At 65.0% G+C, this 14761-nt stretch carries 8 protein-coding genes; 2 read left to right on the forward strand and 6 right to left on the reverse strand.

Annotated features, from left to right (window positions below; genetic code table 11):
• From B5V03_RS33110 to gspD, 6 genes are all read right to left on the reverse strand, one after another.
• Entirely contained in the window at positions 1–1422 is a 1422-nt protein-coding gene (locus B5V03_RS33110) for an HlyD family type I secretion periplasmic adaptor subunit (protein ID WP_129274582.1), read from the reverse strand.
• On the reverse strand, positions 1409–3607 hold the full coding sequence (locus tag B5V03_RS33115) for a type I secretion system permease/ATPase (protein ID WP_129274583.1): 2199 nt from the start codon (positions 3605–3607) through the stop codon (positions 1409–1411). The genes B5V03_RS33110 and B5V03_RS33115 overlap by 14 nt, the downstream gene beginning before the upstream one ends.
• A gap of 248 nt (positions 3608–3855) precedes the next feature.
• Positions 3856–7239, reverse strand: coding sequence for an AIDA repeat-containing protein (locus B5V03_RS33120; RefSeq protein WP_129274584.1), 3384 nt, complete (start codon positions 7237–7239; stop codon positions 3856–3858).
• 491 nt (positions 7240–7730) lie between these two features.
• A complete protein-coding gene (locus B5V03_RS33125; protein ID WP_129274585.1) occupies positions 7731–8390 on the reverse strand; it encodes a transglutaminase-like cysteine peptidase in 660 nt (219 codons plus the stop codon).
• 229 nt (positions 8391–8619) lie between these two features.
• Positions 8620–9108 carry a tetratricopeptide repeat protein gene (locus B5V03_RS33130; protein ID WP_129274586.1) on the reverse strand — a complete coding sequence of 163 codons (489 nt, stop codon included), beginning with the start codon at positions 9106–9108 and terminating at the stop codon, positions 8620–8622.
• A gap of 37 nt (positions 9109–9145) precedes the next feature.
• Positions 9146–11428: a type II secretion system secretin GspD gene (gene gspD / locus B5V03_RS33135; protein ID WP_433995359.1), complete on the reverse strand. Its 2283-nt coding sequence runs from the start codon at positions 11426–11428 to the stop codon at positions 9146–9148.
• Positions 11429–11840: 412 nt separating this feature from the next.
• Here gspD and B5V03_RS33140 point away from each other — a divergent pair, with 412 nt between their 5' ends.
• A complete protein-coding gene (locus tag B5V03_RS33140) occupies positions 11841–13523 on the forward strand; it encodes a GspE/PulE family protein (RefSeq protein WP_129274587.1) in 1683 nt (560 codons plus the stop codon).
• Positions 13524–13527: 4 nt separating this feature from the next.
• Entirely contained in the window at positions 13528–14745 is a 1218-nt protein-coding gene (locus B5V03_RS33145) for a type II secretion system F family protein (RefSeq protein ID WP_129274588.1), read from the forward strand.
• The last annotated feature ends 16 nt before the right edge of the window (positions 14746–14761 follow it).

The raw sequence follows: 14761 nt of genomic DNA on the forward strand, positions 1-14761 counted from the left end.
TCACCGCTCGCGCAGGCTCTCCTGGCTGTAGCGGACCAGCGGCGAGAGCACATAGGAGATGATGTGGCGGGAGCCGGTCTTGATCTCCACCGTCACCGCCATGCCGGGTGTGAGGTTGACCGTTCGTCCGTCGATGTCCATCTGGGCGCGGTCGAGCGAGACGCGGGCGGAGTAGACCAGCTCCTGGCCCTTGGGCTCGCTGGACGCGGTGTCGGTGCCGGCGGGGGCGTCGCCCGGCTTTTCCGGCGGCTTCTGGCGGACGATGGCGTCCTGGGAGACGCTGAGCACCTTGCCCTGGCGCAGGCCGTAGCGGGTGAAGCTGAAGGTGTCGACCTTGATCGCGGCTTCCTCGCCGGGAGTGACGAAGCCGATGTCCTTGTTCGAGATCATCGCTTCGATCTCGAGGCCGCCTGAGGTCGGCACCACCACCATCAGCGTCTGCGCCGGCGTCACGACCCCGCCGACCGAGTGCACGGCGAGCTGCTGGACTATGCCATCCTCCTGCGCGGCGAGACGCAGCAGGCTGGTGCGCTGCTCGGCCTTGACGATGTCCTGGCGCAGGCCGGCCGCCTTCTGCTCGGCTTTCGCAAGCTCATCGAACAGGCCGCGCTGATATTCGGCCTCGGTGCGCCGCAACGTCTCCTCGATGCCTCCGACTGCAGCATCGGCCTCGGCATAATGGCTCTTCTGGACCAGCAATTCCTGCTGTTGTGCGACCAGATCCTGCGTCTCGGTCAGGTATTGTAATTTCGAGCCGAACTCGCGATCGACGAGATATTTTCGCACGTCGACGCGCTGCTGCATGATCGGGATCAGCGCGCTGATCTTGCCGACCGTGGCCTCGGTGGTCGAACGCTCCGCTTTCTTCTGCGTACCCTGCCATTCGAGCGAGGTGACCTTGGCGGCCTGTTCGGCGGTCTGCGAGGCCAGGAAGCGCTTTGCGGTGCGGATCTGCTCGGCGGTCGCGCGCGCGGGTGGGGTGAACTTGGCGGGATCGCCGCCGGCGAGCGCTGCGTGCAGGCGCGCGATGTCGAGCTCGCTCGCAAGCAGATCGCTCTGGAGATGGCCGAGCTCGGCCTGGCTCATGGTGGGATCGAGCTCGATCAGGAGGTCGCCCGCCTTGACGCGCTGGCCGTCCTGCACGTGGATCGCGCGGACGACTGCGGTCTCGAACGGCTGGATCACCTTGGTGCGGCCATCGGGCACGATCTTGCCGGTCGCGGTGGCGATGATGTCGACGGTGCCGATGCTGGCCCACGCCAGCGCGATCAGGAATACCGCCGAGATTGACGCGGAGATGGCGCGACCGATCGGCGAGGGCGGGGTCTCCACGATCTCGAGCGCCGCGGGGAGGAACTCAAGCTCGTCGCGCGTACGCGTCGGGCTGCGCAGCGCGGCGATCATTGCCTTAGCCGACTTCATGGATGCCTGCCTGTACCCGGTGCAGCGTGGCGTAGCGGCCGCCGCTGCGGATCAACTGGTCGTGCGAGCCGTCCTCGACGATGCGGCCGCGCTCGACGGTGATGATGCGGTCGGCGGTGCGCACGGTCGAGAGACGATGGGCGATGATCAGCACGGTGCGGCCCGCGGTGATCTCGCGCATGTTCTGCTGGATGATGCGCTCGCTCTCATAGTCGAGCGCGGACGTGGCTTCGTCGAAGATGAGGACGCGCGGATTGGTGGTCAGCGCGCGTGCGATCGCGATGCGCTGGCGCTGGCCGCCGGAGAGCGTGCTGCCGCGCTCGCCGATCACCGTGTCGTAGCCGTCCTGGAGCTCGAGAATGAACTCGTGCGCACCGGCGAGCTTTGCCGCGGCGACGACGCGCTCCATCGGCAGGGCGGGATCGGCGAGAGCGATGTTGTCGCGCACCGAGCGGTTGAACAGCATGTTCTCCTGGAGCACCACGCCGACCTGCCGGCGCAACCAGGTCGGATCGATCGCGGCAAGATCGTTGCCGTCGACCAGCACGCGGCCGGCCTCGGGCAGATAAAGACGCTGGATCAGCTTGCCGAGCGTGCTCTTGCCGGAGCCGGAGGTGCCGACGATGCCGACGATCTGGCCGGCCGGAATCTTCAGATTGATATCGCTCAGGATCTGCGGACCGTCGACGCGGTAGCGGAAGCCGACATGCTCGAAGGTGATGTCGCCGCGAATGGCAGGCAGCGCCGCGCGGCCGGTGCGATGGGTCGGCTCGGGCACCGTGTTGAGGATGTCGCCGAGGCGCTCGACCGAGAGCCGGGCCTGGTGGAAATCCTGCCACAGCTGGGCGAGCCGCAGCACCGGCGCGGTGACGCGGCCCGACAGCATGTTGAAGGCAACCAGCTCGCCGACGGTGAGGTTGCCGTCGATCACGAGCTTGGCGCCGAAATAGAGCAGCAGCGCCATGTTGATCTTGCTGACGAACTGCACCGCCTGGCTCGCGACATTGCCGAGATTGACGACGCGGAAGCTGGAGGCAACGTAGCCGGCGAGCTGCTCTTCCCAGCGTTTCTGCATCTGCGGTTCGACCGCCATCGCCTTGAGGGCTTCGACGCCGGTGACGCTCTCGACCAGGAAGGACTGGTTCTCCGCGCCGCGCTTGAATTTTTCGTCGAGACGGTAGCGGAACAGCGGCGTGGCACCGGCCGAGATCACGATGTAGAGCGGGAACGAGGCCAGCACGATCGCGGTCAGCAGCGGCGAGTAGAACGCCATCAGGCCGAGGAAAACGAAGGTGAAGAAGAGGTCGATCACCAGCGTTAGCGCCGAGCCAGTGATGAAATTGCGCAGGTTCTCGAGCTCGCGCACCCGCGCCACGGTGTCGCCGACCCGCCGCGCCTGGAAATAGGACAGCGGCAGCGCCAGCAGATGGTGGAACAGCCGCGCGCCGAGCTCGACGTCGATGCGGTTCGTGGTGTGCGAGAACAGATAGGTGCGAAGCGCGCCGAGCACGACCTCGAAGATCGAGATCGCGATGATGCCGGCGACCAGCACATCCAGCGTGCCGAGGCTGCGGTGTACCAGCACCTTGTCGATCACCACCTGGAAGAACAGCGGCGAAACCAGCGCGAAGATCTGCAGGAAGAACGAGGCGAGCAGCACCTCGCCGAGCAGGCCGCGATAGCGGTTGATCGCGCCCATGAACCAGGTGATGTCGAAGCGCCGCGACAAATCGGCAAGGCCCGCGCGCTTGGTCATCAGCACGATGCGGCCGTCCCAGATCACCTCGAACTGGGCCTTGGTCAGCATCTGCGGGCGCGGCGAGCCCGGATATTGCACGATCGCCTTGCCGTCACCGGCTTTGCCCAGGATCAAGAAGCCGCCGTCACGCAGGGGGACGATGGCCGGCAGCGGCGTTTTGTCGAGCCGGTCCCAGCTCGTCCTGACGAGGCGCGCCTTGATGTCGAACTGCCTGGTACAGCGCAGCATCTCGGTGGTGCGGATCTCGGCGCCGCCGAACTGATGGCGGATCTGCTCGGGGTCGGCGGGCACGCCGAGGAACTGGAGCATCATGACGAGCGCGGTCAGGCCGGGATCGGCCGGCGGCTTCGGAACGGCCTGGACCGGCGGCTCCTTCGGCAGCTCTTGGGCGGCCGGATCCCGTGAAATGGTCTCGTTCAGGCTCATCGGCAGCACATTTCAGCAAGGTCTCGGTCCGGCGATCTCACGGACAGCTGTCCCGCCGGCCGGCGGGGCGGGGCGATAGCTAGCGCGGCTATGTTACGGTTTGATAACTATGTCAGACTGCTCACATAATTCGTGAATTTGGTGAACGGCGCGGGCGGAATATGAAAGCGGCGGGAGCTGGTGAGCTCCCGCCGCGGTCGCAAGGCGCATCGGGCTGCCCCCGATGCGCCAGGCTCGTGTTGGCTGGCTCAGCCGTGGCTGGCGAGCTGCGGCTGCTGCTGCGTCGTGTCCTGGGACATGAGGCTCTCGATGCCGGCATCCGGAACGATGCTCGCCGACTGCTGCACCAGCAGCGACAGCGAGATCGCCGTGCCGCCATGACCGTCGTCGGCGACGTTGAACTCGGTGCCGGACTGCACGCCCGCGAACTGATAGGCAACCGTGCCCGAGTTCGTGGCCAGCGTCAGGGTCGAACCGTTGAAGGTGAACGAGGAGACCGACATGTTGAGCAGGTCGATCGTGTCGCCGACTTCGAAGTTCGACACCGTGCCGGTCAGGCCGGAGGCCTGGTCGAGCAGGAGGGTCGCCGCGCTGCCGGCAAAGTCGACGCCGTCAGCGGTGCCGCCGGCGGTGACATACTCGAAGCCGTTGATGAGGTGGGAGTCGTTCGTGACGCCACCGGCGCCGACGAAGAGCTGACCGCCGGCATTGACGGTGGTGTTGTTGGCGGTGCCGCCGACAAACTCGACGCCGCCGTTCAACGTGGTGCCGGTCGCGAGACCACCGGTGGCCACGTCCTGGGTACCGCCGGCATTCACGATCGCGTTGTAGGCCGTGCCATCCTGGCCGATACGCTGGCTGCCGCCGCTATCGACAGTGGTCCCCGTGGCGACGCCGCCGCCGATGACCTGTTCGATACCGCCGTTGCCGATCGTGGTGCTGCTGGCGTTGCCGGCGACGTGGAGGAAGCCGCCGTCAACCGCCGTATTCGTGGCGGTCGCGCCGGTGGCGACATATTGCAGGCCGCCGGCGTTGATGACCGTGTCGATGGTCGTTCCGCCCGAGCCGACATAGGCCGAGCCGCCGTTCTGGATCACGGTGTGATAGGCGACGCCGCCGTCCAGCACCTGCTGATTGCCGCTGAGCGTCGTACCGCTGACGGTGGCCTGGTAGACGTCCTGGTAGCCGCCCGCCTTGACGGTCGTGTTGATCGCGCTGCCGCCGTAATAGACGTTCTGTGCGCCACCGCTCTCGACTGTCACGTTGGCCGACACGCCACCGCTGAGCGCGTTGCCGTCGCCGACGGTGCTGCCGCTCGAGAAGCCGCCGACATACTGGAAGCCGCCGGCGATCACGGTGCCGGTGGCCTTGCCGCCGGCATCGACATACTGGAAGCCGCCGGTCTTGATCAGCGTGCCGTTCGCGATGCCGCTCGTGCCGACATACTGCCGGCCGCCGTTCTCGATCGTGGTGTCGGTGGCGGTGCCGTGCATCACCTGCTGATCACCGCTCAGGTCGGTGCCGATGACGGTCGCATACAGCACGCCCTGGTACCCGCCGGCCGCAACCGTCGTACCGGTCGCGGTGCCGCCGAAGTAGACGCGCTGGGTGCCGCCCGCCTGTACGGTCGTACCGACCGCCGAACCGTAGTCCAGCTGAACGCCGCCGTTGACGATGTTGGCGTGCTGCACGGTCGCGCCGGATTCAACGGTCAGCTGACCGCCGTTGCCGACGGTGATCTGGCTGGAGACGTTGCTGCCCGCGAGGACATCGAGCGTACCGCTGCCGCTGACGATGAAGCCCATCGCGGTCGCCGTCGATGCGTCGACCGAGATCGTGCCGGTCGAGACCACGGTCGGAGCCGCGAACGGGGCCGAGGTGCCGGTGTTGCCGGCCGCATCGGTCGCCTTGGCGCTGACATTGTTGGCGCCAGCGGACAACGTGACGCCGGAGAGGCTCCAGATGCCGTTGCTGCCGGCCGTCGCGGTGCCCACCAGGGTGGCGCCGTCATAGATCGACACCAGCTGGCCAGCTTCGGTCGTGCCGCTCACCGTCACGGTCGGGAGGTTGCCGCCGTCGACGACCACGCCGGTCACTGCAACAGCGGGCGCAACCGTGTCGACGATCACGTTGATCGCGGTGGCAGCATCGCTCACGGCGCCGGTCGTGTCGGTGACCTTGGCCGTGATGGCGTGGGCCGCATTGCCGAGCACGCCGGTCTGGATGTCGACATAGCCGCGCGCGATGTCCGCGAGCGAGAGCGTCACGGCGGTGCCGATCGCGGTCTGGCCGTCGAACAGCTGCACGACGTCGCCGGCGAAGTTGCTGCCGGTGGCGATGCGGACCGTCAGGTTGGTGTCGTTGGTGCTGGCACCATTGGCAAGCGCGCCGGTGTTCGGCGAGACGTCGTCGGTGACCGAGACGATGGTCGGCGCGGTCGGGGTATTCGACAGGTTGAAGATCTGCGCGGTGATGCCGTAGGCGGAGTTGTCGCCGAGGGTGTGGCTGAAGTCGGTCCAACTGATCACGAAGCCGCCGTTGGCGAGCGCCGCAACGTTCGGATAGAGCTGGTTGCTGCTGGTCTGCGTGTTGACGATGTACTCGCCGCCGATCTTGCTGCCGGCCGCATCATAGACCTGCGCCTTGATGCCGGGGCCGCTGCCGTCGCCGGTGCCTTCGTCCGACCAGGTCACGACGAAGCCGCCGCCCTTCAGTGCGGTGATGCTCGAAAAGCCCTGGTTGCCGTCCGTCTGGGTGTTGACCTGGAATTCCGCGCCGACCTTGACGCCGCCCGCGGTGAAGACCTGCGCACGGATCTCGCCGGCGGTGTCCTCGAAGCTGATGACGAAATTGCCGCCGGCAAGACCGGTCACGCCGGCTACCATGCGGTTGTTGTAGAAGGCGGTGTCGACGGTGAATTCGGAGCCGACCTTGGTCGCGCCGGTCGCGCCCGGGTGGAACACCTGGCCGCGGACTTGCCAGTCGCCGGTGCGGAAGTCGTTCCAGGTGACGACGAAGTCGCCGTTGCTCAGCGTTGCGATCGAGGCACGCTCTTGATCGAAGCTCGGATTGGTCGAGTTGACGAGGAATTCGGAGCCGACCTTGGCACCGCTCGCGTCATAGACCTGCGCCTTGACGTCGGCGGCCGACGAGCCCTGGTTGCTCCAGGCGACGACGAAGCCACCATTCGGCAGGCCGGTGATGGCGGGGGTGTTCTGGTTGTTGGCGGTGACGGAGTTGATCACGAACTCGCCGCCGACCGGAGCGCCGTTGGCGCCGTAGATCTGCGCCTTGATGTCGCCGCTGGTGGAGTTCTGGTCCTGCCAGGAGATGACGAAGCCGCCGTTGGACAGGCCGGTCACGACCGGGGTTGCCTGCGAGCCGGTGACCTGGGTGTTGACGAGGAATTCGCCGCCGACCTTGCTGCCATCGGCCGCATAGAGCTGGGCGTGGACGGCGGAGCCGCTGGCATCGCCGAGCGTGCTGCTGCCGCTGGTGGAGCCGGCGAGGCCGTCCTGCCAGGTGACGACGAAGCCGCCATTGGAAAGACCGGTGGCGGAGGGATACCACTGGCCACCGGCCGTCTGGCTATTGACCTGGAATTCGGTTCCTATTTTTACGACGGTGGTCATAACATAACCTCAAGTGATGCTGATGGGAGTGCTGAAGGACCGGATTTACGCGCTGCCAGCTTGTTTTGTGGAGGCATTCGCGAAACCCGCATGGGCTCTAAACGATCTATTTATGATGTTTTATGATACATTTTTGCGCAACATGCGGCATTTTGTCCGGATTAATGTTACATTTATGATGTGAAGCGCTTCCGTCTGCGCAACCGATGAGGGCGCCGACGATGCTATGCAATCGCGCGCCGGGTATGCCTTCGGTGGTGTAAGCATGCGCGAGTGAAGGATCCTAGCCGCTGACAAGGCGCCACGCGCGTTGCCGCGCGATCCGCGGCGTTCGTAACTTGGATTATATTATTGCAAGTGCGCGTAACCGCGCATCCAGTGCGTCGACACAGTGCCAATACGGGTCTGAGATGACGCGCGTACGATGACGGCGCCGTTCTATTCGTGCGCCGTCCTGGAGGTTCGATACTGAGCGATAACGCCCCGCCCGATCAGCGGGCGGGGAGCTCGGCGGGCGGCTTTGTCTGTTCGGCGCTGAAGGACACCCAGATGTTGGGATCGGTCGTGCTCTGTCGCGCGATATAGCGGTAACTTGTTTCGTACCAGAACAGGATTTCCGGGGTCTGGTTGTCGAGTATCATCTCGCCACGATCGGAACGGACGGTCAGGACCGCATGGCGGCCTTTGCCGACGCCGCGTTCCTCGACGGTCGTGATCAGCAGCGCGCCCGCCGGCCAGCCGGCCTTGGCCAGCATCCGGCGCTTGAGCAGGACGATGTCTTCGCAATCGCCGCGATCGATCGGATAGGCCCAGCGTTCGCTCGCGCCGTAGAGCTCGGCATCACTCGTCCACGTGACGCGATCGTTGGCGAATTTGTTGATCTCGTACAATTGCTGGAGCAAAGCGGGTGTGAGCGGCACGTCGCGGGCCTGATCCGGAGCCGGCCGGCACTCGTCTGCGTTCTCCGCGCAGAATTTCATCCAGCCGGTCGGCGCTCTCGTCGCGTTGCCGAGCGCTGCGAACAGCGCGGGACGGACGAGAAAGGCGTGGGCAGGAGAGGACAACCAGACGGCGGACAGGCCAATTGCGGCGATGGCCCACGCCCGCGCTCTCGCGGTTGCCGTCCAGCCCTCCCAGCCGAATTTCGCCATGCCCGCCCCCACCACGATCCTGGCGGGGAAGGTGGCAGAAACAGCTCGCGATCCTGCTAAGCAATTGCCTCAAATTGAATCGATCCGTCCGATGACAGGCGGCGTGGGCGACCGGAAATGGTTTACGTCTCGTAACTTGACCGGCGTCGTGCAGGGGAGAGTATCACCCGCCATCGTGGCCTTCCGACAGTGATGTTACAGCCATCATGCTAGTCGCCGGCAATCACGGCTAGTCCTCGGGCCAGCGCAACGCGTGCCATTGGCCGGCCGCGATCTGGCCGCGGCTCATTTTCGAGGCCAATGCATTGCGGAGTTTGGCAAAATTTTCGCGATTCTTCTTCGGTGCATGGGCCGCCGCGAGATTCAGCCATTTATAGGCGGCGACGTCGTCCTGCGGCACGCCTTGGCCCTTGTCGTAGGCGAGGCCAAGCAAATATTGCGAGGTGGGATCGCCTTGCTCGGCAGCCAGCCTGTACCAGTAGCCCGCGGCGTCATAGGCTTGCGGCAGGCCTTGCCCCGTCGCGTACATGAAGCCGACCATTCCTTGTGCGCGGGCATTGCCGCGCTCGGCCTGCGGCAATAGCAGGCGCGCGGCCCTGTTGTAGTCGCCGCGGTTGAAGGCTGCAGTCCCGCCGCCCGGCGCATCCGCGCGCACAACGCCTGTCGAGGCCAATGCAAGCACGATAGCGGCGACGAAGACCTTGCCGGACCTGATCATGTGAACCGCTCCTGCTCTTCGGGAAATTTGTGCCGGCTCAGCGATAGGTCGTCGGCGCCGTCTGCTTCGGACCGATCGCGTTGATCGTGCCGCGCAGCTTGGTACGCAGCTCCTCGGCGACGAAATGCGCATCGGCTCCGTCGCGGATGATCTGCGGACGGATGAAGATGATCAGCTCGGTGCGCTTGACCTGCTTGTCGGTCTGACCGAACACGGTCTCGCCGAGGCCGGGAATCTGGTCGAGCCCCGGAATGCCGGCGCGGGTCTTGGTCTGGGTGTCGCTGATCAGGCCCGCCAGCAGCACGGTCTGGCCGCTGGCGACCGCGACCGAACTGCGCACCTTGCGGGTCGACACTGTCGGCGTCAGCGAATTGGTCGACGTCGACGAGTTCGACGAGCCCGAGTTGCCGACGGGATTGCTGATCTCTTGCTCGACGTCGAGCCGGACATTGCCGTTGGCATTGATCCTCGGCACCACGCGCAGGATGATGCCCGTGCTGCGATAATCCGTGGTATTGGCGATGGTGTTGTTGCCGGTCAGCACCGTCGCGCTGCCGGTCTGGATCGGGATCTCGTCGCCGACCTGAAGCGTCGCGATCTGGTTGTCGATCACGACGACGGACGGGTTCGACAGCACCTTGACGTCGGTGATCGCATGCAATGCGTTGAGCACGGCGCGCGGCGTCTGCGCGGAGCCTACCAGGAAGTTGAAGCCGGGAACGGCGCGCTGAAGCACGACATCAGCTGCTGCAGCGGCAACAGATGTTGCACCATTGAAGCCAGCCGAGCCGGTATTGGGCTTGAGGCCGACATCGCGGCTCATGATGTAGGACTGGATGCCGTATTGCAGATCGTCGGTCAGCGTCACCTCGGCGATCGTGGCGTCGATGGCGACCTGCAGTTGCGGCTGGTCGATCTCCTTCACGGTCTCCTCGATGAGGCGGTATTGCTCCTGACTGGCATAGATCAACAGCGTGTTGTTGACACTGTCGGCGGTGATGCGCACCCCGTCCAGCACGCCCCCGGGACCACCACCCGCGCCCGATCGTCCACCGCCCTGGCCATTTGCTGCATTATCGAAAAGACCGCTGCCTTGCGTATTGGAGGCCGAGCCATACCCGGACTGACTTCCGGCGGTGGCATCATTTGTCGTTCCGCTTGCCGCGCGTCCGCCCGATCCAAAGCCGCCCGATGATTGATTTGTCTGGCCAGCCGAGAGGCGATTGAGCGCGCTGCCGCCGCTGCTTGAGCTCGATGCCAGGCCAGAACCGGGCGCGACCTGTCCGCCCGCGCCGTCGAGCGGTGAGGACGACGTCGATCCTGACGCGCTGCCCCCGCCGAAGACGTCATTGAGCACGCGCGCGATCTGTCGGGCGTCACCGAACTTCACGCGGTACACATGCACGGCGGAACGGCCCGTATTGGTGGTGTCGAGGCGACGGATCCAGGTGCCGACGCGTTGCAGGATTTCCGGCTTCCGCGTCACCGCGAGCACGGCGTTCATTCTGGCGATCGCCTGGAACTTGACGAGGCTCTGCGACATGCCGCCTTCGCCGGAGTCCAGGATCTTCTCGAGCTCCACGATGATCGGACCGGGATTGCTGTTCTGCACCGGAAAGATGCCGGCGGATTGTCCCTTCATCCAGTCCGCGTCAAAGCTGAGCACGAGGTCGACCGCATTTCGACGTTCGCTGCCGCTGCCCTGAATCAGGATCACGTTGCGATTTGTGTCGGCGCGGATCATGCCCGGCTTGACCGCGAAACTGTCGACGAGCTTCAGGATCGTCTGTGCCGACGCGTATTGCAGCGGCACCACCGAAATTCCGTAGCCCGGTGTCATGCGGTCGGCAGCGTCCGCAGCTCCAGTTCCGACGGCGTCGGCCTGCGGCATCAGCCGATAGCCGGTATCGTCGCGCACCAATGCGACACCGCCGATCCGAAGCGCGTTCTCCAGTGCGAAGGCGACATCGGATTTCGGGATGGGCCGTCCCGATGACAGGCTGATGTTGCCCTGGACGCGGGGGTCGATCACGTAGCCGACGCCGAGGATGTCGCCGAGCACGATCTTGGCGACGGAGGCGATCGGCGAATTGTCGAAATTGAGCTCGAAACGATCGCCGCTCACCGTAGCCTGCTGGGCCGAGGTGGCCGGCGCGGCATCATCGGCGGGTGCTGCAGCGTAGATCGCCGTCTTGGCGCGAGGACCGGTGCTGAGCTCGCGTTGCGGCAACTGGTTAGGATAGCGCGGCAGCAGATCGACCGAGCGGACCTTCTCGAAGACGTCTGGATCCTTGGTGTCGGCATCGGCAATGCCGCTCACGGTGTTGCAGGATCCAAGCAGCACGCAGATCATTGCGCACGGGACAAACAAGCCGATCCGGAATGCTGTTCGGCTCAATTTCTGCCTCACTCACGCGCCACCTGCCGTTCCGCTTGATGAGCGGACCGGCTTCAGGGGTAACGTTTGCATAATCTTCGCGTGTGACAGCAGTATGTTGCGAATCTTATATCTGGCGCAGGTGCTGTGAGTGTTCGTTATTCGCCGGACTTTCGTTGCGCGTGCAGTGGCGAAATTTGCTGTAATTCAAGTGAGGTACGCTCTGTTTTGGCTTATCATATTCTGGTTGGAGTAATGATGTTACGAATCGTATTGTCACATTTCCAATGGAAAAGGTGAGGTAAACGGCGCGCTCGCTGCGATGTGGCTTCAAGAGTGATCCCGGTACAATTTCATGACCCTTCCGAGTGCGCACGAGTTTGCTGCTCAGTTCTGTCAGAAAGCCGGGCTGAAGGCGGACTCCCACAAATCAGGCGCGCCCAACGGCGCTGGTGGTGAAGGCAGCCTTCGCAAGCTCTGGGAGATCAGCGAATTGTCGGCGAGCGAGTTTGCCGATGAAGTCGCTCGCTACTTCGAGCTGCCACGGACGAATTTTCAGGAGATGATGGCAGCGGAATCCCGAGTGCAGCAGTTCTCGCGGCGCTTCCTGCGCGAGATGGCGGTCTTCCCCTGTCATGTGGCCGAGATTGGTCCGGTCCTCGTTCTCGCCGACCCAACCGACAGCGCATCGATTCACGCGGCCGCAATCGTGTTGGGGGCGGCGCCCGCGATCAGGGTTGCCTCATTCGAGGACATCGCGACCGCGCTCGATCAGCGCCTCGGCGAGGAGGAGAGCGCGACCACCCAGGCCGCCGCCAGTGCGACCGTGCGTGACGACGACATCGACAATCTGCGCGACCTCGCCAGCGGTGCGCCCGTCGTCCGCGCCGTCAACGACATGTTCGAGACCGCCGTCGAGCTGCGCGCCAGCGATATCCACATCGAGCCGGGCCGCAATGCGCTGGTGATCCGGATGCGCGTCGATGGTCTGTTGCGCACTGTCGGGACGCCGAACGGCGTTCCTCCGGCCGCGGTCATCTCACGAATCAAGATTCTGGCGGGCCTGAACATCGCCGAGCGCCGGCTGCCGCAGGACGGTGGTGCGCGGGTGCGGGCCGCGCGGTCCGAGATCGACGTGCGCGTCGCGATCATGCCGACACAGCATGGCGAGTCCGCCGTCATCCGCCTGCTTCCCCGAGATCGCGCCCTTCTGTCGATTGACAAGCTCGGCTTCCTGGCCGGCGACCAGAGCAAATTGCGGCGCATGCTGGCACTGCCGCACGGCATGATCATCGTCACCGGCCCGACCGGCAGCGGCAAGACCACCACGCTTGCGACCGTGCTGTCGCTGCTCAACGAGCCGACCCGAAAAATCCTGACCATCGAGGATCCCGTCGAATATGAGATCTCCGGCATCTCCCAGTCCCAGGCTAAGCCCTCGATCGGTCTGACCTTCGCCACCGCGCTGCGCTCCTTCGTGCGCCAGGACCCCGATGTCATCATGGTCGGCGAAGTCCGCGACTCCGAGACCGCGCATGTCGCGATCCACGCCGCGCTCACCGGCCATCTCGTGCTGACCACGCTGCACACCGAGACGGCGGCGGCCGCCGTGCCGCGCCTGCTTGATCTCGGCGTCGAGGCGTTCCTGCTGCGATCGACCCTGCGCGCGGTGATCGCGCAGCGCCTGGTGCGCCAGCTCTGTGACCGATGCAAGAGCAGCCGGCCGCTGACCCATGCCGACGTCGAGGCCGATCCGCGCTACACGGCGGTCGGTCTTTCCGTCGGCAACGTCATCTTCGAACCCGTCGGCTGCGAGCGCTGCGGCAATGTCGGTTATCGCGGCCGTATCGGTGTATTCGAGGTGCTGGAGATGAACGAGGAAGTTCGCGCGCTGGTCGAGCAGCAGTCCGACTGGGAATCCATCGACAAGGTCGCCATCCGCAACGGTATGACGACCATGATCGAGGACGGCCTCGCCAAATGCTTGTCGGGCATGACCTCGGCGGCGGAGATCCTGCGCGTGACCACCGTGCGGTGACGAGATGCCGAACTTTCGCTATCGCGCGCTGACGCAGAAGGGAGAGGTGGTCTCCGGCTCGATCACCGCAGGCGATCTCGCTGAAGTGGCCCAGCGCATCGAATATCTCGGGCTGGTCGCGATCGATGCCGGTCCCGAGGAGGAAGCCAAGGGCTGGTCATTCTCGCTGGCCTCCCTCACGTTGTCGAAGCCGGGGCCGGCTGACGTCACGATCTTCACACGCGACCTTGCTCTGTTGCTGAAGGCCGGTGCCCGGCTGAACGATGCGCTGGAACTGCTCGCTGGCGATATGGATGTCAGCCGGCTTCGTCCGGTTGTCAACAAACTCAAGACGGCGATTCTATCAGGCGAGAGCTTTGCCGAGGCGCTCTCCCGCGAGCCGACGTTGTTTCCGCCGATGTACATCGCGCTGGTCAGGGTCGGCGAGATGTCGGGCGGGCTGGACCATATCCTGGAGACGATCGGGATCGAGCGCACGCGCGCCGAAGCCTTGCGTCGCAAGGTCACCGGCGCTCTGCAATATCCAGCCTTCGTGCTGCTCGCGGCCGGCGGCGTATTGATCTTCTTCGTGACATTCGTGCTGCCGCAATTTTCGGCGGTGCTGCGCGACTTCAACGCGAAGACCGATCCTGTCATCGAGGTGTTTCTCACGCTGTCGGACATCTTGCGCGGCCACGGCTTCGAGGTCGGCGCCGTCGTCGCGATTGCCGTCATCGGCGGCTGGCTGGCCTGGCGCAGGCCGGCGGTTCGCGCCAGCATCGTGACGCAGGTCGCGCGGCTGCCTGTGATCTCGGCCGTGATCGAATTCCATCGCGCTGCGCTGTTCTCGCGCAACCTCGGCATCCTGCTCGGCAGCGGCGTGACGTTGACGGCGACACTGCGCATCCTGGTCGACATTATGACCGCGACCGGCAACGTCTCGGCCTGGACGGCGATGGCTGACCGCGTCCGCCATGGCGGCCGGCTCGCGGAGGCGCTGGCTGCGTCCGCCGTGCTGCCGCCGGTCGCGGTGCGGATGCTGCGGCTTGGCGAGGAGACCGGACAGTTGCCGACGCTGTCGGGCCGGGTCGCGGAGTTCTACGAGGAGAAGCTGCAGCGGCAGCTTGATCGCGTCGTTGCCATCATCGGGCCGGCCGCGATCATCCTGATCAGTGTCGTGGTTGGCGGTCTGATCGTGTCGGTCATGACGGCGCTGCTGTCGGTGACGCAAGTCGTCGGTTGAGAAGGGAAGGGTTCGT

This window comes from Bradyrhizobium betae (genome assembly GCF_004123905.1).
Lineage (GTDB): Bacteria > Pseudomonadota > Alphaproteobacteria > Rhizobiales > Xanthobacteraceae > Bradyrhizobium > Bradyrhizobium betae_A.

What these genes read in the sequence shown, in the direction of transcription:
- B5V03_RS33110 (WP_129274582.1), bottom strand. Translation starts at nt 1,422, where the DNA reads ATGAAGTCGGCTAAGGCAATGATCGCCGCGCTGCGCAGCCCGACGCGT.
- B5V03_RS33115 (WP_129274583.1), bottom strand. Translation starts at nt 3,607, where the DNA reads ATGAGCCTGAACGAGACCATTTCACGGGATCCGGCCGCCCAAGAGCTG.
- B5V03_RS33120 (WP_129274584.1), bottom strand. Translation starts at nt 7,239, where the DNA reads ATGACCACCGTCGTAAAAATAGGAACCGAATTCCAGGTCAATAGCCAG.
- B5V03_RS33125 (WP_129274585.1), bottom strand. Translation starts at nt 8,390, where the DNA reads ATGGCGAAATTCGGCTGGGAGGGCTGGACGGCAACCGCGAGAGCGCGG.
- B5V03_RS33130 (WP_129274586.1), bottom strand. Translation starts at nt 9,108, where the DNA reads ATGATCAGGTCCGGCAAGGTCTTCGTCGCCGCTATCGTGCTTGCATTG.
- B5V03_RS33140 (WP_129274587.1), top strand. Translation starts at nt 11,841, where the DNA reads ATGACCCTTCCGAGTGCGCACGAGTTTGCTGCTCAGTTCTGTCAGAAA.
- B5V03_RS33145 (WP_129274588.1), top strand. Translation starts at nt 13,528, where the DNA reads ATGCCGAACTTTCGCTATCGCGCGCTGACGCAGAAGGGAGAGGTGGTC.